Origin of the sequence: Parafrankia elaeagni (assembly GCF_000374165.1) — a bacterium.
Lineage (GTDB): Bacteria > Actinomycetota > Actinomycetes > Frankiales > Frankiaceae > Parafrankia > Parafrankia elaeagni.
This window is the reverse complement of record NZ_KB893761.1, coordinates 22,481-44,509: the sequence shown is the minus strand read 5'-3', so window position 1 is coordinate 44,509 and position 22,029 is coordinate 22,481. Positions and strand designations below refer to the sequence as shown.

The window sequence follows — 22,029 nt, the reverse complement described above, 5'->3', positions numbered from 1 at the left end:
GTGGTGGCATGAGGCAAGGTTAACCTACCCTTCGTTGAGGGTGTAGTGATCGTTGCCTCGGTCGGCTCGATCTGGTCTCAAGAGGGGTGGGTGTGCTTCCGTTGACAGCTTCCGATCGTGTGGAGTTGACTGCGAGCCAGCGAGGCAACTGGGTGGCTCGGAGGCTCGCCCCCGACTCATCGGTGTTCTGCGCGGGCCAGTTGATGTGGCTGGACGGCCCGGTCGATCCGACGCTGTTCGCGTCCTCGGTCAGTGCTGTATTTACCGAGACCGACGCGCTGCGGGTACGTTTCAGTGACGACGACGGTGTCCCTTTCCAGTACGTCGACACCACCACGACAATCACCACAGAGATCATCGACGCCGGGCACGGCGACGACCAGATCCGAGTCCTGGCCCGCGAACAACTCACCGGACCACCGGCCACCACCGGAGAACCGACGACCTGCTCGACCCTGATACGCCGCGAGAGCGGCACCTGGGCATGGATCCTGATCACCAACATCCTGCTCGTTGACGGCTACAGCATTTCTCTGTTCATCCGCCGCGTCGCCGAGGTCTACTCCGCGACGCACGCCGGCGACGCGGTCCCGGACCGCTGGTTCGGCAGCCTGAAGACCGTCACAGACGCCAGGAACTCCAGCGGTTCCAGGACCGAAGAAGGTGTCGCCTACTGGAGTGGCATCCTCGGCATCGAGCAGACCGGCCACGGGAACGCGGAAGACCTGTCCGAGGTCTTCGTGTCCTCCAGTCGGCCCGTGGTCGTCCCGATACCCGACGACACCTACTCGAAGGTTCAGCAGGTCGCCCGCACCGCACGGGTCTCCTGGACCGATTCCCTGATCGCGCTGTGGGGCGTCTACACCGCTCTGGTCGACGGTCGTGACTGTGTAGCGGTCCGGGTTCCTCTGATGATGCGCGACGACCGCGAATCACTGAAAACACCAAGCGCGATCTCACGGGCGATCCCGGTCGTCACCGAGATCCGCCCGTACCACACCTTCGAACACATCCTCGAGACCGTCGCGAACCAGCTGAAGACGTCCCGGCGCCACACGACCGTCGAAGACCACCAGATCGCCCGCCTCTGGCCAGATGGCCAAGCCTCCTACCTCACACTCCCAACAATCAACATCAGGCTCTTCGACTCAACACCGCACCTCGGCGACACCGCCGCGGTCTCCGAAACGATCAGCACCGGCCCGGTCGGATCACTCGACCTCGCGATCTACCGCCACCCCGACACCGGAATCCGGCTAGAGCTATCCACAGGATCCGCCACGAGCGATCCGTTCCTGCACGCCGAACACTTCAGCCGTTTCCTCAACGCCGTCCTCGACGGGTCCCCGGCCCGAACCCTGCACGACCTGAGCGCCGGATTCACACCCGATACCGACGGCCCGGATCCGTCGTGGGCGCAAGGCGAGACATTTGATATCGCGCCGGCGACGGTAGGCGCGTCGGTAACGGTGGACGCGCTGGTGCGCCGCCGGGTCGCGGCCGATCCGGACGCGGTCGCGGTCGTCGCCGACGACGGCACCGAACTCACCTACAGCCAGTTCGATGCACAGGTCAACGCTGTCGCTCACCTCCTGATCGATGAGGGCGTGCGGGTCGGGGACCGCGTCGCGATCGCGATGAAGCGCTCGGTCGACCTGGTCGTGGCACTCACCGGAGTGATCCGCGTGGGAGCGGCCTACGTACCGATCGATCCGGGATACCCCACAGAACACGTCAAACACATCATCGACAACGCCACACCCGCGCTGGTCATCATCGACCAGCACACCGCAGAAACGCATCGACACGTACTGGGTGAACACCGCACACCAGCACTGCGGATCCACGACCACGAAGTACAGCGACGGCTGGCCACCGGCCAGGAAGCCGCCCCTGCTCTGACACGGCCATTGAACGACCTTGACGCAGCCGTCGTGATCTTCACCTCAGGAACGACAGGCAACCCGAAAGGCGTCACCGTTTCGCACCGCGGCCTGGTGAACCGCCTCACCTGGGGTCAACAGGTACTGGACTACACACCGGACAGTGTGGCGCTCTCGAAAAGTGGTGTCGGTTTCGTCGACGCCGTGACCGAGCTGTTCGGGCCGATGATCGCCGGTGCCCGAACCGTGGTCGTGCCCCCAGAAACCGCGCAGGACCCAGCCGGCCTGCTCGACACCATCGCCCGACACCACGTCACCCATCTCCTGACCGTGCCCAGCCTGGCCGACGTCCTCGTCCGCCACGACGACGCACCCACATCGCTCACCACGATCCGGTCCTGGGTCTCCTCCGGCGAAGCACTCACCCCCGGCACCGCAACCACCCTGCGGACCACCACGCCACAGGCAGCACTCCACAACTTCTACGGCTCAACCGAAGTCACCGGCGATGGCACGGCAGCCATCATCACCGACAACACCCCCATCGGCACACCGGTCACGAACACCACAGCGCACGTCCTCGACGCGTGGCTGCGCCCAGTACCGGCCGGTGTCGCAGGTGAGCTCTACCTGGGCGGAGTGCAACTCGCCCACGGATACGTCGCACGCGCGGGCCTGACCGCCGACCGGTTCGTGGCTGATCCGTTCAGTAACAACGGCACACGGCTGTATCGCACCGGCGATGTCGTGCGATGGAACTCCCAAGGACAGCTGGAATACCTCGGCCGCAACGACGACCAGGTGAAAATACGCGGATACCGGATCGAACCCGGCGCAATCCGCGCCGTCCTCGAACAACACCCAGCAGTATCAGGCGCCGTCATCACCGCCCTGGACCACCCCGCCGGCGGAAAATACCTCGCCGCATACATCACCACCACCAGCACCACCGACACAATACCGATCGACGCACTCCGCGAACACCTGACACAATCACTGCCGGACTACATGATCCCCGCAACGTTCACACACCTGGACCGACTCCCCGTCACCGCCAACGGGAAACTAGACCGCCACGCCCTCCCACAACCAGACCTCGGCACGGAAACAGCCCACGGCCGGCCACCAGAAACCAACACCGAGATCACCCTCGCCGCCATCTTCCGCGACGTACTACACCTCACCGACGACACCGATCTCGGCGTAGACAGCAACTTCCTCCGCCTCGGCGGACACTCACTACTCGCCACACGCGTCGTCGCACGCGCCAACGCACAACTCGGCACCGCACTCACACTCCGCGACGTCTTCGACCACCCCCGCATCAGCGACCTCGCCCACATCGCCGACACCACCACCGCCACCACCACCACCACCAAGACATCCAGCACACGCATCGGCGACCTACCACGCCCCACCGCCCTACCAGTCTCATACGGACAACAAGCACTCTGGTTCACAGAGCAGATCGCAGGGCGTTCGATCTATCGCACTGAAATCGTGCTGCAAGCAGGCGTGCGGCTCGATCTGGATGCATTGGCAACGGCGGTACGCCGGGTAGTCGCTCGTCACGAGATCTTGCATACGATCCTCGTGCCGGACGAGGAGACCTCATCGCTCCGCCAGGTCATCTGCGCGAAACCCGACGACGACACCAAGGTCCTGGAGGTCGAACACGTCGGCCCCGAGCCGCTCGGCGACGAGATCGCTCGGGTTGCCGCACTGCCGCTTGACTTCACCTCCGAGTTCGGACTGAAGTTTCATTTGTTGCGTCATTCCGATGGCGATGTGCTGGTAGCCTACGGGCATCACATGGTTATCGATGCAGATTCCTTTGTGATTCTCGTTGACGAGCTGAACAAGTTCTATCTCGAATCGGCTTCCGGCAATTCCACAGAAGTCGCACCATTGTCGATTCAGTATGCCGACTTCGCGGTCTGGCAGCGACATGTGCTGGGCAGCCGTAAAGATCCGGAGTCTCGCTATCAGGCGGACCTGCGGTACTGGCAGGACACACTGTCAGATCTCCCGACGGAAACCGTCCTACCCCTCGACCAGCCACGCGAAAAATCCGAAAAACGAACCATACGACCTGCCACCACGTCCCTCACCAGCCATGAGACAGCCACGGTCGACGAATTCATGGTCGAGCACAGGGCAACACCACTGCAGGCGTTGATCGCGGCATTTTCCCTGGCGCTCTGGAATGAAGGTGCCGACGACACGGTACCTGTCGGCACCCCGGCCAGTCTGCGCGACCAGCCCGAGTTGCAGGACCTCATCGGGTATTTCGTGAACACCGTCGTGGTGCGCGTCGACATCGATGCCGCAACCGGGTTCGCGCAGACGCTGCTCCGTTGCCGCGATCGCATGCTCGAAGCTGCTGACCACAAGCTCGTTCCGTTCGAGCACGTCGTCGAGGCGGTGAACCCGCTGCGGCGGGTTGGGATCAGTCCGCTTTTCCAGGTGATGGCCGCCTACGTGGATCGCGGTGGAGATTCGGGCGCGGAGTCACCGCTCACCAACTACGCCTCGACCACTGCGGATGGCCCGCTGGCATCCCAACCTGCGCTGTTCGATCTCGTGTCGAGTATCGAAAGACTTGACAGCGGCGCGTTCGGAATGAATCTGAACGCGGCCCGTGAGTTGTTCTCGGCGGAAACCACATCACGACTGTTGCGGAGCACGGCACGCTTCCTCGTACTTGGATCCAAGTATCCGGATCTGACGGTCAGGCAACTTGCCCAGATCGTTCGTGCCGGTGACGAGGGCCGGATCAAAGCCGACAACAACGTCGGTGACATTCGCCGCTTCCAGCTGCCGCTTGAAGATTTCGACATCAGCGTGGCTCCGCTCTGGCGGGCGGCGATCGACCACGTCAGTCACGCCCTGTCGGGATCAAGCCTCGCCTTGCGGTTGGCGATCCGCGACAGCGGCGCCGGTGAACTGGTCGCCGAGACCGGCAATCCTGCGATGCTGGATGCGGTCAGGGAGAAGCTCACCGAGCTGGTCGCCGCATATCAGGCAAAAATTCCGATGGTCGTCGTCACGTCCACTCGGGCCGCGTCTGGATACAAGGACGACGAACTGGCGGCTGTCCTTGACGATCCGTTCTGGGAGGACTGGGTAGATCAGCTCGCTGATGCGACCGCCACTGTGCTGCGGCAGCGAGGTGACTCGGTAGCTTCAGGAGCATCAGGCACCACAGCTGGACGAGCGGCTCCCGCCGCAGACCAGACCTCGCTGCGGTCCGTTGTCCTGGCGGCCGTGGCCAAGGCCCTGACCGAGATCGCTGAAGGTGATCTGCTCGTGGAGCTCCACGAGTCCGACGGTCCCCTGATGGCGCGTAGATTCCCCGTGCTGCTTGATGATGGTGATGTCATCGGACTGAGCCCGGAGCGAGCGGCCGAATATGCCGCGCTGGCCGGGCACCCCCGGTTCAGCCGCTTCTTCGATGATCTTCCGATCCCACGGATCCGTGTAGGTGTGTTCCGCAGCAACGCGGAGCTGATCACCGAGCCTGCTGCGGGTGTCGGCGTACCGGGGGATGGACTCGACATCCATGTCCTCATCGCGGGTCGTGGGCCCGATGACTGCGTCGTCCGCGTCTGGGTGGAGTCGGCGGACACCGTTGATGTCAACGCCGAGGCACTGGCCGCCGTCATCTCCGAAGAGATTGCCGGAGCTGGAGTTCCTGCCGCCGGCCGCGAGCGTCGAGAGCCATTCACGCTGCGTCGCGCCGACCGGGTCACGTTGACGCCCGGCGAAGAGGAATCCATCCGAGCTCGCTACGGGCACGACGCCCAGATCCTTCCGCTTTCCCCCCTGCAGCGCGGGTTGTTCTACCATCTACTGCGGTCCCAGGAATCCGACGACCACAACACCTACGTCGCGCAGATCACCCGACAGATTGCGGGAGATCTCGACCCCGAGCGGATGACGACCGCCATCGCCAGTGCCATGGAGAGGTACCCCAACCTCCAGGCAGCGTTCGTCCCTCCCGGGGACGTACAGGTGATCCCGGCCGGTGTCGAAGTCCCGGTGCGGGTCATCCGACTGGACGAGTGGGGTGGCCTCGGGGTCGATGTGGAGCAGTTCCTGGCGGCCGAGCGAGGTGAGCCGTTCGACTTCGAGGTCCCGCCGCTGATCCGGTTCACACTGCTCGAACACGGCCACCGGGCGTGGACACTGGTCATGAGTTTTGAGCACATCCTGCTGGATGGCTGGTCCATCAACGCGTTGCTCGCCGAAATCCTCAGCATCTACGCCGATGACGGATACGTCGATCGCGTGCGACCGGCGTCTTTCCGCTCCTACCTGGACTGGGTCGACGACCAGGATCCCGCTGCCGCCTATCGTGCCTGGGACGGCTACCTTGCGGAACTGACTGGTCCGACGTTGCTGTGCCCTGGCTTCGTCGACCTCGGTGATGCGCAGAGCGAGACCGGTGAACTTCACCTCGACCTCAGCCCGGCAGAGGCCGCGATGGTGTTCGGTGCCGCACGGGACGCCAAGGTCACGGTGGGTACCCTGCTGCAGACTGCCTGGGGGATCGTGCTCAGCCGGCTCATCGGCAGCAACGACGTTGTGTTCGGTAACACGGTTTCCGGTCGGCCGCCGTCGTTGCCCGACGCTGACCGAATCATCGGGCTGCTGTTCAACACGGTCCCGATGCGGGTGGTTCTGCCCCCGTTCGAAACGACTCGGCAGGTGCTCGCCCAGGTCCAGTCCGAGCAGCTGCTCGTCATCGACCATCCGCAGGCCGCTCTGACACAGATCCAGATCAATGCAGGCGTTCCTGTTCTGTTCGACACGCTGTTCGTGGTGCAGAACATGCCGCTCGGCGAGGCCGCGGGGCAGGACACAACCGGGTTGCAGGTCGTCGACGCAAAGGTCGATGACGCGACGCACTACCCAGTGACGTTCGCGGTCGACCCAGAAGAACGCGACGGCGCGGCGACCGTGCATGTGCGCCTGTCCTACCGCCGGGACATGTTCGATGCCCCGGCCGCGGAGCTGTTGCTCAAGCGCTACGTCCAGATACTCGCTTCTCTTGTTCGCCGGCTCGACGAGCCCGTTGGTATGTTGTCCGCCCTGTTGCCGGACGAGACTGCCCCGCACACGGGTATCGCCGCTGATCTCATCCGCGACATCGAACCGGTCACGGTCGCCGAGCTGCTGCACCGGCAGGTGCTGCTGTCCGGGTCGGAGACGGCGCTTGTCGCCGGCGATCGCCAGTTCACCTTTGCGGAGTTCTTCGCCGAGGTGAACAGCTACGCCCGCCTGCTCCTTGCAGAGGGAGTGTGCCCAGAACATCGGGTCGCACTGCTGCTGCCGCGCGACGAGCGCACGGTCATCGCGATGTTCGCGGTGTTCGTCATCGGAGCTGCCTACGTCCCGGTGGACACTGAACTGCCGGACCAACGGATCGGCTACATGCTCGAGGTCGCTGAACCGACCGTCACTCTGGTGACCGGCCGTGACGTGGATCGGCTCGCCGGCACCGTCGGCAAGGTGATCAACCTGGATTCCGCAACGACGGTGGACCGCCTCGCACAGCTTGCCGTAGCTCCGGTCACGGCAGCGGAACGAGGTGGGCAGATCTCGCTCGACAACCTCGCGTACATCATCTTCACCTCGGGGACCACCGGACGGCCCAAGGGAGTTGCCGTCGGCTACCGCGGACTGACAAATATGTACTTCAATCACGTCGAGAAGATCTTCGATCGGGTGGTGGACCACCAGCGCGGGCGCCGGTTGAAGATCGCGCACACGACGTCCTTCTCCTTTGATGCCTCGTGGGAGCAACTGTTCTGGCTCCTGAACGGGCATGAGGTTCACGTCATTGACGAGGAGATGCGACGCGACCATCAGCGGCTGCTGGCCCACTACGACGAGGTGCGTATGGACGGGTTCGATGTGACCCCGTCCTACGGGCAACTGCTGGTCGAAGAAGGGCTGCTCGAGCGAGACCGGCCGGCCGGCCAATCCGTGTCTTCCGATGCGCCCGGTGTCGTCTTCGTCTCCCTCGGTGGCGAGGCTGTCCCCGACCGGCTCTGGCAACAGCTGCGCGGCGCCCCCGGAGTCGAGTCGTACAACCTGTACGGACCTACCGAGTACACCATCAACGCCCTCGGCGCCGACCTGGCCGACAGCACCAACTCGAGCGTCGGGACGCCGATCTTCAACACCCGGGCCTACATCCTCGACGAGAACCTGCAACCTACCCTTCCCGGTGTCGCCGGCGAGCTCTACCTGGCCGGCGAAGGAACCGCACGCGGATACTGGGGCCAGTCCGCGCTGACCGCCGAACGTTTTGTCGCCTGCCCGTGGGAACCCGCAGAACGCATGTACCGCACCGGAGATCTCGCCCGGTGGAACGAAGCCGGCATGATTGACTACCTCGGCCGCGCCGACGAGCAGATCAAGATTCGCGGTTATCGCATCGAACCGGACGAGATCCGGGACGTGGCGCAGAAGTTCCCCGAGGTAACACGCGCCGAAGTGGTCGCCTTCGAGCATGCCACGGGGCTACAACTGGCTGCCTACTACAGCACGACCGCGGACCTCGACATCAGTGAGTCGCTGCGTGACCATCTGGCCAGGCACCTGCCCGACTACATGGTCCCGGCAGCCCTTGTCCCGGTGGAGTCCTTCCCCCTCACTCCGACCGGGAAGCTGGATCGCCGGGCGTTGCCCGCGGCTGACGTGGCCGCGTCCGGAGTCAGCTCGGGTCGGGCACTCGAGTCGGAGACGGAGCTGGCGGTGGCCGCGATCTTCCGTACTGTGCTCGACCTCGACGAGGAACTGGTCCTGGGCGCCGCAAACGACTTCTTCCGACTGGGCGGGCATTCGCTTGCGGCCATGCGGCTTGCGTCACAGATGAATCGCGCGTTCTCCGTGACCATAGCGATGCGAGACGTCATCACCGCTTCGACGATCGGCGAGCTGAGTGCGGTGGTCGACCTGAAGATGCAGCCGGGCGCCGATCCCGAGGTCGATATCACCGCGATTGCGACCCGATTGACTCAGTCCCTGAACAGCCGCACGCTGTTCTGCGCGCACCCGAAGTTCGGCGCCTCGTTCATGTACGCGGAACTGTCGAGATACCTCCCGGACGGGGTCGGGCTGGTCGGGATCGATGATCCGGCGATGATCGGCCTGGAGATCGAGTTCGATGATATCGACGACCTTGCCTCGACCTATGCCGACGTCATCCAGGGGCTGCAGCCAGCCGGACCGTACGAACTGCTGGGCTGGTCATACGGCGCACACATCATGTTTGCCGTGGCGCGCCAGCTTCTCTCCCGAGGGGAACGCGTCGGCCCCCTGGTGATCGTGGATGCCATGCCGGCCGGTTCGGAAAACTCGACGGAGCTCGTCGTACGACCGGGATCTGCCGAGTCGATGCGTGACGAGATGCTGAAAGCCTTCGGCGAGGAGGCGTTCAACGAGTTGCTCGCCGACGCAAAGCAACTCAAGGCTGTCGAGACGGCCGGCCGTCGTTGTGATGTCCTGACGTCCGTGCCGGCACAGGGCATTCTCGACATCGAGACGCTCGTGATCGCGTCATCCGCGACTCACGTGCCCCGAGTGGCGGAGCTGGGCCGCGAGGATGCGCTGGGATGGGAAAATCACCTGACCAACTTTTCGTTCTTCGTCGCTGAAGACGAAGACCACCAGTCCATCATCGAGCCCGACTCCGGTCTGCTGAAATGGGGTCCGCTGCTGACGAACTTGTTGACCATCTGATCGAATTTCGTTGTCTGGTGCAGCACGGAGCGTCGTGCTGCACCAGACTCGGCGAACCCGAGATCGAGTTCCTCAGGCGATGGCTGCGGCGTCTTGCAGGCTGTCGAACAGGGCCGCGCGGCGCATGTAGGCCCGCGCGGTGTCGAACTTCTCGGCGGTGCGGCGCAGTTCGTCGAGGTTGTGCCGACGCACCTCGGGGTCGCGTTCTTCCAACAGCCGTTTGTTGGCGATCGTTTGGGCCTGCACATAGTTCACCGCCGCATGGCGACGCTGGCGGCTGTAAAGGTCGAGCAGGTCGTCGCCGGCCTCACCGGCGATCACCTTCGCAAGCTTCTCCGTCAGGTTGACGGCGTCATGGATGCCGCCGTTCATGCCCATGCCGCCGATCGGGTTGTTGACGTGCGCGCTGTCGCCGGCGAGCAGGATGCGCCCCTTACGGAAGGTCGCGGCCACGCGCTGATTGACTCCGTAGACGTTGCGGTACTCGACGTGGTATCGGCCGGCCTTCGGGAGAAACTTCTGCAGCCGCTCCTCGACGCGCGCCGGCGACAACGCGGTGTCATCGTCCTCGTCGTGACCGATCGGCAGAATCACTCGCCAGAGCCCCTCGGGCGTTTCTCCGCGCACCTTGAACACGTTGGCCCACTCATTGGGGTCGGAGAAGTAGTTGCGCAGCGCCAGATCCGGCTTGACGGTCCTCAGGTCGAAGCTGGTCGCGATCTTGATGAACCGCTCCGGATAGGTGAATCCTTCGAATTCGATGCCGGCGAGCTTGCGAACCGTCGATCGGCCACCGTCGCAGCCGACGACATAGGCCACCGGCATACGTTCTGTGCCGGCAGGTGAGGTGTACTCCGCCTCGATGCCGTCTGCGGTTTCGGTCAGACCGGTCAGCGTGTGGGAGAACCGTACGTCAAAGTCGGATTCGTTGGCGTATTCCTCGGCGATCGAAGCGGTCAGCTTGTACTGCTCGTACTGCATTACGTACGGGAACCGGAGCTCGTCCTTCAGCCGGCCGAGATCGAACTCCGCCACGACGTCTCCGGTCGGCCGGTCGTGGAAGCGATAGGTGCTCGAGAGCAGACTGTGCGCCCGGACCTTCTCGGTTATGCCCAGCTCGTCGAGCATCTCCAGTGTGCTCGGGTGGATGGTCGCCGCGCGCTGGTCCTGCACCGGTGCCGGCTCGGACTCGAGAACGGTCACCGGGATACCGCGCCGATTCAGCGCCAGCGCGCAGACCATTCCGACAGGGCCCGCACCCACGACGAGGACACGTGTGGTCTTGTTCGACATGCGTCTAGTTCTGCTCGCGCTGCAGACGCTTGCTGACCTTGCCGACCGCTGTGTACGGGAACTCGTCGACGACCTCCACGACATCGGGGAGCTTGAACGTGGCGAGACCCTTGTCGCGCAGGAACTGGCGCAGCTTGCCCAGAGTGAGCTCGGTCGCGCTCTCCGGCATCCGGGGAATCAGGTACACCTTGATACGTTCGCCGAGGACCTCGTCATCGACGCCGACGACGGAGACATTGTGGACGCCGGCATGAGTGAGCAGCGCGTTCTCCAGCTCCTCGGGCGCGATCTTCTCGCCGCCCCGGTTGATCTGGTCCTTCGACCGTCCCACGACTCTGATGAACCCGCGCTCGTCCCGCTCGACGATGTCACCGGTGCGGTAGAAACCATCGCTGGTGAACGCCAGCGCGTTCTGCTCGGGGTTGCGGTAGTATCCGCGAATCACCGACGGTCCTCGGGTCAGCAAGTGACCGGGTGCGCCGGGTGGCACTTCGTCGCCCTCGTCATCGATGACCAGGATCTCGTCGGCCGCTGAGGCCGGCCGACCCTGGTATCGCACGCTGGTGGCCCGATCGACGTCGGCAGGATTGCTGACGACGAGGCCCTCTCCCATCCCGAAGCTCTGCGACAGTTGCACGCCGAACTCCGGCTCGACCCGATCCGCCACTGATTCGCTCAGCTTCGCGCCGCCGCACATGAGCACCTTCAAGCTGGAGATGTCATAGGACTTGCGGAGCGAGGAGTTCAGCCAGGCCAGCAGGATCGGAGGTACCAGCGAAACGCGGGTCACCCCGTGCTTCTCGATCAGCGGGAACGCCGCATCGGGGCTGCCGTTCGGTGCGATCACAATGGTGGCTCCCACGCTGAACGCACCGAGAAATCCGGGCGAACGCGTCGACATACTGTGGCAGATCGGTATGACCAGCAGATGCACGGTGCGCTCGGTGATGCCTCGTTCCCCAACGCTTCGCCGCAGTGCGTAGCCGTACGTCTGATGAGTATGCGGCATCAGCTTCGGAACGCCCGTCGTGCCGCCTGACATCTGCAACAGAGCGACGTCCTGCGGGCTGCACCGTCGCGCGTGCTCGAGCGATCCTTTCGACTGCAACGCCTTGTACTCAGCCCCGCCGCCATCACGTTCGAGTACTACGGTGTGCTCCAGATGAAGCCATCGCTGCTTCAGGTCGGCAGCCATCGCAGCGAGATCGGTGCCGCTGTCCGAGGCGACTGTGATGTAGGCACGCGCCTCGGTGATCTCGATGAAGTGCTCGATCTCGGCACGACGGTGCGCGATGGGAGCGACGACGGGAACCGCCCCGAGCTCCCACAAGGCGAAGACGAGGGCAATGTACTCATAGATGTTGGGCAGGTGTACCACCACCCGGTCGCCACGGCTCAGCCCCAGATCCTGCAGGCCGGCAGCGAGGCGCAGAACCTCGTCCGTGAGCTGTGCATAGCTCAACTCGGCTTTGCGGTCGATGACAGCGAGTTTGTCGGGACAGCGCTCCGCGGTGGCGAACAGCAGCTCCGGCAGTGTCTGATCGCGCCAGTATCCCTCGGCGACGTACCTGGCTGCCGTCTCGGACGGAAACGGAACGACCCCGTCAAGGGTCAGCGGTTCGATGATCAATTGGTTTCCCTTCGAGGAGCCGCCTCCCAGCCCGGAGAGGTTAGCCTACCCTAACATCTCCACGATTAGCGGTGCTGGATCCGGTCCGCCAGGAGACGCGCACAGTGTCGATCAATCACGTGACCGGCCGAACCGTGATCGCGGCGCTGCTACCCGAAGACGTCGAGGTCGACGAACGGACCAGCGGCATACCCCTCGATGCGCTGATGCCGCAGTAATACGCGGCGATCGCGCGCGCCGTACCGACGCGACGCGCGGAATTCGCGACGGTTCGCTGTTGCGGAAGGCAGGCGTTGTCCCGGCTCGAACATCCGGCCGTGCCGGTCCTGGCGGGGAAGAATCGCGAACCCATCTGGCCCGACGGAGTGGTGGGCAAGCCTCATGCATTGCAACGGGTATCGCGCCGCGGTGGTCACGAGCTCACTGGGCATCGCCTCGGTCGGCATCGACGCCGAAGTCCACCAGTCGTTTCCTGATGGAGTCGACGAGACCGTCACCGTTGCCGGCGAGGTGCAGATGTTGACCCGGCTCGCGGCCATGTATAGTCCAGCCCGACTTCTGTGATCAGTTGAGTTGGAGTGCTGCGGCCTGGCAGCGGTAGTGGCTGGCTCCGTGACCTGCGGAGAGCCGGTTCCAGGCGGTGGCGGGCGGGGTGACGACGAGGTCGATCGCTTTCTTCCTGCCGGCTTTCGTGTCGATCTGGTGGGTCTTCGCGACCGCGAGGACGTAGTCTAGGCCACGCTGCGCCAGCGCGGTGCGCAGCGCGGGGTCGTTGCGGTGGCGACCAGGCGGCTGGCGAGGGCGGGTTTGGTCGCGAACTCCAGGTCGTCGGGAATGCCCGCGGCCCGGCGTCGGTCCGGGTCCGCCATCCACGACTTCGACGGGTACAGGGCATTGTCGAGGAACGCGCGCCCGGTCGGAGCGGCGTAGGTCAGGTAGACCGCGACCGCGAGGTAGGACGTCGGCGAGGTGCCCTTGACGAGTCTTTTTCCGATAACACCATGCAGGGCAGGAGTCGTTGGCGGTCATCGGATGACCCGCCGACGCTTCAGGAGGTCGCGGCCACTGGCGGAGGACGCAGGGAGCTGCCGGAAAATAACTCCGGTCTTTGATCTACATGGTTGATCGTGGGATGGTCCGGCGCGTGGAGCAGGTTGACGAGGTGGTGCTCGCGGAGAAGTTCGCGGTGCTGTTGCCGCATCTGGACGAGCGGCAACGCCGGCTGGTGCTGGGAGCGGACGCACGGGTGTTCGGGCATGGCGGGATCCGTCTGGTGGCCCGGGCGGCCGGGGTGTCGCAGGACACGGTCTCGCGTGGCGTGGCCGAGCTGGAGTCCGGCGCCGTCCCGGCGGGTCGGGTACGCGCGCCGGGCGCGGGCCGCAAAGCGCTGCGGGAGAAGGATCCGGAGCTGGTGGCGGCGCTGCTGGCGCTGGTCGAGCCCGACCAGCGGGGGGATCCGGAGTCACCGTTGCGGTGGACGGTGAAGTCCACCCGCCGGCTCGCCGGACAGCTGACCGCCGGCGGGCATCCGGTCGGCGCGGACACGGTCGGCGCGTTGCTGCGCGCGGAGGGGTTCAGCCTGCAGGGCACTTCACGCACGACCGAGGGCGCCCGGCACCCTGACCGCGACGGCCAGTTCCGCTACATCAACGAGCGAGTCAAGGAGTTCACCGCGGCCGGGCAGCCGGTCGTCAGCGTCGACACGAAGAAGAAGGAAGTCCTCGGCGACTACGCCGTCGCCGGCCGAGAATGGCACCGCGCCGGGCAGCCGGTGCGGGTCCGCGCCCATGACTTCCCCGAGAAGAACGCCCAGAAGGCGGTGCCCTACGGCGTCTACGACCTCGCGGACAACTCCGCCTGGGTCTCTGTCGGTATCGACCACGACACCTCCGCGTTCGCGGTCGCCACCATCAGGAAATGGTGGCAGGAGATGGGCCGGGACAAGTACCCGAACGCGCGCCGGCTGCTCATCACCGCGGACTGCGGGGGTTCCAACGGGAACCGCCCCTGGCTCTGGAAACACGAACTCGCGAAACTCGCCGCCGACACCGGCCTACAGATCACCGTCTGCCACTACCCACCGGGCACCTCGAAATGGAACAAGATCGAGCACCGGCTGTTCTCGCGGATCAGCACGAACTGGCGCGGCCGGCCGCTGACCAGCCACGAGGTCGTGGTCAACACGATCGGCGCGACGACGACGCGCACCGGGCTGAGCGTCCACGCCGAGCTCGACCCCGGCGTCTACCCGACCGGGCTGACCGTGCCCGACGAGGTCATGGACGCCTTGGCGCTGACCGCCCATGACTGGCACGGCCAGTGGAACTACACCCTCGTCCCGGCGCCACCCCGCACCGTCTCGACGCCGGCGTCCCGGTACGTCGAGACCGGCCAGCCCGACGACCGGGCCCCGGACTGGCTGCACCATCCGACCATCACCGGTATGGACCCGGGCGAGTTCACCGCCCTGCTCGCCGCCGCCGAGCAGTACATCCTCGACCACCCGCCGATCAGCCTGCACCACAAACGCGCACGTCACCGCGTCCTGCGGCGCGGGCCCCTGTCGCTGTCCGACCGGCTGCTCGTTACCCTGATCCACCATCGTTGGAAGACCCAGCAGCAGGCCCTCACCCGCCTGCTGGATTCACCACGCGGCGCTGTCGGCGACGCGATCTACGATCAACGCCTCGCTGCCTGCCTCGACGACAAGTCTGGCGAAGCTGTCCGTGAGCTGGACCCGCCGGGTGGCCCAGCCCTGCGAAGCAGCCGCGCGTTCGAACGCCGCTGCCGTGTCGGGGATCGATGCGGTGGGCGGGAGGGCGGTGAACAGGTCGACGTCGCGGGTCTCGCGGTCGACGAGATCATGCGCGATGAGCGCGGCGCCGCCCGCGACCGCGAAGCCCACGCTTTCGGGCAGCCCGAAGAAGATCCGCGCAACCGCCCGCTGCAACGATGTGATCACCTCAAGGCGGTCCGTTCCCAGGCGCGCCGAATCTGGGCGGGAAGGACAAGCTCCGGCCAGGCATCGACGAGCAGTGCCCCATCGACGTAGGCGAGGATGTCCTCCGCCGTCCCTTCGCGCAAGACGATCTCGTACAGGCGGTGGCGCTGTCGGCGATCCGTAAGGTCGTAGGTCCGATCGGGGTCGGACCAGTTCAGATGAACCGGCAGGCGCACCCGTGCCAACGCCTGCCGGAGCGGGAGCCGGGGCAGCCGATCCGGCACGGTGAACGGTCGTCCCCGCCTGTCCACCACGACCTCGAACGAGGGCACCGGCACGGCGTCGAGCCGGAAGCCCGCCGCTGCCAGCAGGCGCGTCGCGGTCTCCAACGTCGGTGACTTCACCCCGTGCTCATAGGCAGCCAACGTCGGCCGCGACGTGCGCGCCCGCCGCGCGAGCTCGGCCCCGGACAGGCCCGCCTCCACTCGCGCCGATTCGATCAGCCGGCCTGCCAGCGAATCCGCCATTCCTCCTCCGTCGGGCCCCCTCCATCACGACGTTAAGCGTATCCGATGAGATACGCTACTCGTCTTTTGATCTGTTCGCCGGCCCATACGCCGTGACCTCGACATGAGCCCTGCCGCCAGGCGGCCCGAGCAGTCGAAAGATCTCTGTCCAGCGGCGCGGTGAACCTCGCAGCCCCACCGGACTGCCAGGTTCTCGACAGGCGAGGCAGAGGGCGCGTTCGCGCGTAGCCGCAACGCTCAGGCCCGGAGACCGAGGAGGGGTGCGTAGTCCCGGCGGCGGTTCGGTTGGGTGAGGACTTCTACGCTGTCGACGGCCTGGTCGATCGCGCCGGGGAGATGGCCGAGCGGGCCGTCGGGTCGGTGGCCGAGCCGGGCGAGGAGGGCTCGCAACTGGGATCGTTGATCGCATCGGTCAACGCACGGGTGAGGCGTTCGGCGCCGAGTACCTGGATGTCCCGGGTGTGAAAGCGGCGCGGCGCGGGGTCGACCGGTTCAGCCAGACCAAGCCGGTTCGTGGCGTCGGCGAGGTGACTGGCCGCGGCGCACAACGCCGCTTCGCGCGCCCGCCACTGCGTCGCGCTGATCGCGTGGCGCAGGTGCCGACCGACCTGGTCCGCGAGGGTCAACCGCGTGAACGCGGTCATCAGCCATTTGCTGTACGGGGCCCACCGGCGTTCGAGGAGAAAGCCGATCCGGGCAAGGTCACGGGCCACCCGGGCAGCGACCATGCGTGAGCCGATGTCGTCGCCGCGGCCACCGGTGCGGCCTACGAACGGTTCCTCCTGGCTGACCCGCAGCCAGCCGGCCGCCAGGACATAGCGCCAGACATCGTCCGGGTACCAGGCCAGCGCCCGACGCCGCACGGTGAGCAGATCGAGCGGGTCATGCAGGATCACGCCACCCGTGAGGCCCGCCAGGATCTGGGTCGGGGCCAGCAGCCAGCCCGCCAGATCCATCCCGTCGGCGGGGTCGACGCCGAGCCGATCGACGAAGAACGCCCGCGCGGTCGTCACCTCCACCTGATGGTGTGACCACCCGCCGTGTCGATCACTGTCCGGATAGGCGACCGGGAGACCGTCGAACCGAACAGGCAACCTCTCCATGGCAAGGTCGACCGGCGTGGTGTCAAAGTCGGGTGGGACGAGCAGCTGCACGCGGGGGCCGAAATCGTGGTCCGTGGAGACCTCGTCGTCGAAGCCGAGTACCTCGGACCCCTCACCAAGCAACGCCGCAGCATGAGGCACACCTGGGACCAGCGGCCGGACCGCCTGCTCGTAGAACCGCCGAGAAAGATCGAGACCGAACACGGCTCCGAGATCTCCTCACGGCATCCTGTCATGAACCAGATGACGCCATGATCCCACCGACCCCGCCAGACATCGCGCCCGTGGGGGTCCGGGGGCTCGGCCCCCGGGCAGACATAACGAAGACGCCCCTTGCCTTCTACCAAGGCAAGGGGCGTCCAAGTCGAGTGGACCTAACGCAACACAATAAGAACCGTTCGATCATGGTTCAGGGCCCCGAAATCACCGTCCGGCCAGTCACCACAAGGCTCCTGGCCAGGGGCGATGCCCAGTGAGCACCCAGCCGGCAACCTCACCCATCGAGTCGAACACACGTTCCACAGACCTGGTGGGTCCGAACGGCACCGCCCGCATGGTGACAGTGATCGCGGGAACCGTCGTCGGGCTCACCTTCCTCTTCGGACTGGGCAACGTCGCCACCCTCGGCATCCGCCTGGGAGTCCCGACCTACGTCGCGATCCTCGTGGCACCCGCAGTCGATCTCTCCGTCATCGGACACCTCCTCCTCGGCGCCCGCCACCTCAACCTGCACGGCGGCCCCGCGGAAGTCATCCACGCTGCACGACGTCTACTGATCTTCGCCAGCACGGTCACGTTCGCCCTGAACATCACCGAGCCCCGGCATTGGAGGCCCTCGTGGTCGCGGCTCCGGACTGGCTGGCCGACGCCCTGAACATCGATGAGTTGGCGCACCGCTACGGCGAGCGGGTCGACGGATGGACGATGCCGTCATCAGCGACGACCCAGGACCGTCTCGCGGTGGTGTTCGGGCAGGACGCGCTCGCGGTGGGCCGGGCGGTCGCCGCCCCGGGCGCTCCCGGCTGGCTGGTCGAGATCCCCACGGTGGCGTTCCGGTGCTCTGCTAGCTCGCGTCACGGCCCGATGTGCACGTGGGACGCCCACAGCGACGGGTGGTCGGGCAGCGCGTCACGCAGAGCTCGGACGACGGCGTGCAGGGCCCCGGCGACGTCGGGCTCCGACCCGCTGAGCCGCTGGTGGATGTCATGGCTCACGGTCGTCGCGAGCGTGTCGCTGATCGGCCACAGCGTGCCCAGGACGTGGCGGTAGCCAGCAAGCTGGAACGCCGAGGCCAGATGGATGGCTTCGTCGGCCAGCCGGTCGCCCGGCCGGGCGGTAGTGCACGCGGACAGCACCGCGAGCCGGGCGTCACCGAGTCGCAAGCGAGCGACGTCCACGACGGTCAGCGGCGCGGTGTCGTGATCGTGCAGGAGAAGGCGGCCGTTGGACGGGTCGGTGGGGTCGCTGTGACCGTGACAGGCGAAGTGCGACCACCGGGCCGCACGCATCGCGTCGAGGACTCGCTCCCGAGTCGCGTCGGGACCCGTGAGGACGCGCGCACCACCGACGTGACAGCGACGCAGCAGTTCGGCCTCCGCCTCGGCGCCCGGAAGGTCGGGATGACCGGGGGTGCGGGGCATGGATACGACCAGACCGGGTCCGTCGACGACGCCGGAACCGAGCATCCCGGCCCCGTGCGCGGCTCGGGCCAGCGAGCGCACCGTCGGCGTGTAGGACGATGTGACTCGGTCGATCACCGTAGCGGGGCTCGGTGTCCGGCGAGTCTCGTGGCGACCAGCGGTATGGATCGGGAGAAACGACAGCAGGCCCGACAGGCACCACCACATACGCGGCCACGGCGCGCCGGGGGCAGGTCGGCCAGTCGCACCCATCGCGGCGAGTACGGGTTCCGCAGCCACGTCCCACAACCACGACAGGGTCTCGTTCACTGTCACTTCCGGATCATGGGGTGGTCGGGCCTCGCCCCCCAACTCGTGCGACCCGGGTAGGGGCGAAACGGCCCGGACGAACGCCGCTACCCGCTCACGGACCTTCGACGGTGTCAGGCCGTCGAGTTCGACGACGTCGATACCCGATCGGGCGAGCAGCAGCGCGTGCGAGCCGTGGGTAGACACGTTGACGACGACGACGGTGCCCTCGCCGGCGGCCTCGATCAGCTCACGGGCGGGTGGTGGACGAAGGAAGCCCTCGAAGCCTGGCAGTCCGCGAATCCGCGCGGTCAGTTCGGCGAATGCCTCGGTGCTCCCGGGTTGGCCGCGGCCGTCATGGTCAGACGCTTCGCGGAGAGCGACGAATCGGGCAGCGAGGTCGGGGTGGCTCTCGGCGAGGGCTGTCAGGTCGGTACGGGTATCCAGGGCCTGTCCCAGCAGCACGCCCCGTCCCTGTTCGAGGACCTCGAGGGCGCGTTCTGGCATGCCCGCCCGTATGTGGCACGCGGCCGCGTCCGAGCCCAGGGTGTCGAGCTCACCGATGCGGTGTTCCTGGTCGGGCCGGGCCAGGTTTCGGGGTGCCACCATGCCGATCAGGTCTGTCGCGGCAGCGTATCCCGCGGCCGCCTGGCTCCACAGGCGACCGGCGGCGGATGCCTTGCCCCACACTCGTGCCGCCCGCAGCCGGTCGGTCGGGCTGGCGATTGTCAGGGTGTACCCCATCCGGCCCGCCGCGACGGCTTCTGCGAGGTCGGTGGAGTCTCCGGTCCGCGCGAACCTCTCGCTGAGCGCATTGCCGAAACCCGACAGCATGACGGCCCGGAGGGGATGGTCGAGGTGGGCGAGCGCGAGCGCCTCGCGGCCGGCGGCGATCGCGTCGTTGAGGTCAGACGACTCGCCGGTGCGCTCGAAGCGCGTGTGCAGGCTGAGAGCGAGATTGGACAGCCGGACCGCCCTGTCGGGATGGTCCGGCCCGGTGACGGAGAGAGCGGCGCGTTCCGTGTCGACGGCCTCGTCTAGGTCGGCGAGATCGCCGGTGCACTGATGCCGGTAGGCGAGGGCGACTGCCAGATTCGACCATCGGCTCGCTAGATCGGGGTGATCCGTGGGTGTCGCCGCCACCGCCTCGCGGCCGACCACCACGGCCTCGTCGATGTCGGCCTGCTCGTGGCGCCGACCGAAGCGGGCCGTCAAGGCATTACCGAAGCTCGACAGCCGACCGGCGCGGGCCGGGTGGTCGCCCGGTGTGAGATCGACGACCCGGCGGAAGGCCGACAGTGCCTCGTCGAGGTCGCCCGAGGCGCCCGTGCGTTCGAACCGGAGGCTAACTGCGCCGCCCAGGTTGAAAAGGTGTGCGCAGCGGTCGACGTGAGCGTCCGGCACAGCGGCAACCGTCGCCCGCGCGACAGTGACAGCCTCGTCGAGATCGGTCATCGCGCCACCGCGTTCGAACCGCGCCCGCAGGGCATTGGACAGGCTCGACAGGGCGTGGACGCGGGTCGGGTCCCCGTCGGGAAGACGGCCAGCGGCCTCGCGGCTGACGTCCACGGCGGCGTCGAGGTCGGCCGGAGAGCCGGTCCGGTCGTGGCGGGCGCGCAGCGCGAGCCCGAGGCCGGTCAAGAGCGCAGCACGGCCGGAATGGTCGGGCGGGGTTCTCGCCAGTGCGTCTCGACCGACCGAAACGGCGGCGTCCAAGTCCGCCAACGAGTCGCGACGACGAGAACGAGCGAGCAGTGCCTGGGAGAGGTTCGACGAAATCGCGGTCCAGCTAAGATGTTCCGGCGGGATCGTCGCCAGCGCCTCCCGACCAACCTCGACGGTCCCGTCGAGGTCGCCCATGGCACCGGACCGCTCGTACCTGGCGAACAGAGCGTTGCCCAGGTTCGCCAAGGCTCCGGCCCGCTCCGGCCGGTGAGGTGCGAGCCCTGCCAGCGCCTCCCGGCCAGCGGACACGGCGGCGTCCAGGTCGTCCGTCTGCCCGCTGCGCTGGAAGCGCCTTCGCAGGACGACGGCCAGATTGGACAGTCTCGCGGCACGCTCGGGACGACCGACGGGAGTGGCCACCACAGCGGCCCGGGTCGTGGCGACGGCCTCGTCGAGATCCGTCCAAGACCCGGCGCGCGCGTGTCGGATCGCGAGGGAGGAGCCGAGCCCGGACAGGTGTCTACCCGGGTCCGGGTATTTCACACCCGCGGCCGCCGCGACCGCCGCCCGTCCGGCAGTGACGGCGGCGTCGATGTCCGCCGGTACGCCGAATCGCTCGAATCGCGTACTCAGCGCGTTCCCGAGGTTGGACAGCACGTCGGCCCGTCCGGGATGGTGAGCGGAGAAGGCCACCGCAGCCTGTTCGCCGGCGGCCACAGCCGCGTCGAGGTCGACCAGCGAGCCCGCGCGTTCGAAGCGGACCCGCAGGGCATAGCAGAGGTTCGACTGTGCCCCGGCCCAGTCGGGCTGGCCCCTCGGGGCCGTGGCGACGATGCGCTTCAGGTGATCGACTGCCGCGTCCAGCCCGGCCGGATCGTCGTCGCGCAACGCCTCCTCCAGCAGTTGTGCGCCGTAACTGCTCGTCAACGCCTCGAGGAAGCCGTCGTCGCGGACGGACGGAGTGGCACGGAAGTGGTCTCGAAGGTCGGTCGGCACCGCACGCGGGTCGTGCTGGTAGACGATCTCGAAGAGGCCATGTGCGATCATGAGATCCGAGGGGAGGTCCGCCTCGGGGTCGAGCGAGACGTAGCGGTACCAGTGCAGCCAGCCGACGTCGCGCAAGATCGCGACGTCCGGTTTCGCTCCTCTTTCCCACCACGCGGCGGCGGCGTCGATCAGAGCCGCCGCAGCCAGCACCACCGTAGGATCGCCGCTCGCGCGAAACCGGTCGAGCCTGTCCCGCAGTCGTGCGAGCGCGTTGCTCACGGCCTCACCCGACGCGTCGGTCCGACCCCGGCGGGCAGCCG

The 22,029-nt window shown here is 66.5% G+C and carries 8 protein-coding genes and 2 pseudogenes; 3 read left to right on the top strand and 7 right to left on the bottom strand.

Features of this window, described 5'->3' with window-relative positions; translation table 11 throughout:
• Positions 1 to 119 precede the first annotated feature (119 nt).
• Positions 120 to 9,635 carry a non-ribosomal peptide synthetase gene (locus tag B207_RS35690; RefSeq protein WP_195905354.1) on the top strand — a complete coding sequence of 3,172 codons (9,516 nt, stop codon included), beginning with the start codon at positions 120 to 122 and terminating at the stop codon, positions 9,633 to 9,635.
• Between the two features lie 72 nt (positions 9,636 to 9,707).
• Here B207_RS35690 and B207_RS0126000 read toward each other — a convergent pair whose 3' ends face one another.
• The 4 genes from B207_RS0126000 to B207_RS41950 all read right to left on the bottom strand — a co-directional run bounded on the left by B207_RS0126000 (position 9,708) and on the right by B207_RS41950 (position 13,427).
• Entirely contained in the window at positions 9,708 to 10,928 is a 1,221-nt protein-coding gene (locus B207_RS0126000; protein WP_018639601.1) for an FAD-dependent oxidoreductase, read from the bottom strand.
• 4 nt (positions 10,929 to 10,932) lie between these two features.
• Positions 10,933 to 12,558 carry a (2,3-dihydroxybenzoyl)adenylate synthase gene (locus B207_RS0125995; RefSeq protein ID WP_018639600.1) on the bottom strand — a complete coding sequence of 542 codons (1,626 nt, stop codon included), beginning with the start codon at positions 12,556 to 12,558 and terminating at the stop codon, positions 10,933 to 10,935.
• A gap of 149 nt (positions 12,559 to 12,707) precedes the next feature.
• Complete coding sequence (locus B207_RS43175; RefSeq protein WP_154675636.1) at positions 12,708 to 13,097, bottom strand: hypothetical protein; 390 nt, start codon at positions 13,095 to 13,097, stop codon at positions 12,708 to 12,710.
• Positions 13,098 to 13,289: 192 nt separating this feature from the next.
• Complete coding sequence (locus B207_RS41950) at positions 13,290 to 13,427, bottom strand: hypothetical protein (RefSeq protein WP_018639596.1); 138 nt, start codon at positions 13,425 to 13,427, stop codon at positions 13,290 to 13,292.
• A 263-nt stretch (positions 13,428 to 13,690) separates the two neighbouring features.
• Here B207_RS41950 and B207_RS35680 point away from each other — a divergent pair.
• Positions 13,691 to 15,238 (top strand): annotated as a pseudogene (locus tag B207_RS35680) (ISAzo13 family transposase); the annotation flags it as partial.
• A gap of 278 nt (positions 15,239 to 15,516) precedes the next feature.
• Here B207_RS35680 and B207_RS0125965 read toward each other — a convergent pair.
• Both B207_RS0125965 and B207_RS35675 read right to left on the bottom strand, forming a co-directional pair.
• Positions 15,517 to 16,026 (bottom strand): helix-turn-helix transcriptional regulator, encoded by a 510-nt coding sequence (locus B207_RS0125965; RefSeq protein WP_026311460.1) that lies wholly within the window; start codon positions 16,024 to 16,026, stop codon positions 15,517 to 15,519.
• Between the two features lie 299 nt (positions 16,027 to 16,325).
• Complete coding sequence (locus B207_RS35675) at positions 16,326 to 17,270, bottom strand: DUF4037 domain-containing protein (protein WP_230205226.1); 945 nt, start codon at positions 17,268 to 17,270, stop codon at positions 16,326 to 16,328.
• Positions 17,271 to 17,601: 331 nt separating this feature from the next.
• Here B207_RS35675 and B207_RS35670 point away from each other — a divergent pair.
• Positions 17,602 to 17,949 (top strand): annotated as a pseudogene (locus B207_RS35670) (hypothetical protein); the annotation flags it as partial.
• 253 nt (positions 17,950 to 18,202) lie between these two features.
• Here the strand turns inward: B207_RS35670 and B207_RS35665 are convergent.
• Positions 18,203 to 21,988, bottom strand: a complete 3,786-nt coding sequence (locus B207_RS35665; protein ID WP_018639593.1) for a CHAT domain-containing protein — start codon at positions 21,986 to 21,988, stop codon at positions 18,203 to 18,205.
• Positions 21,989 to 22,029 lie beyond the last annotated feature (41 nt).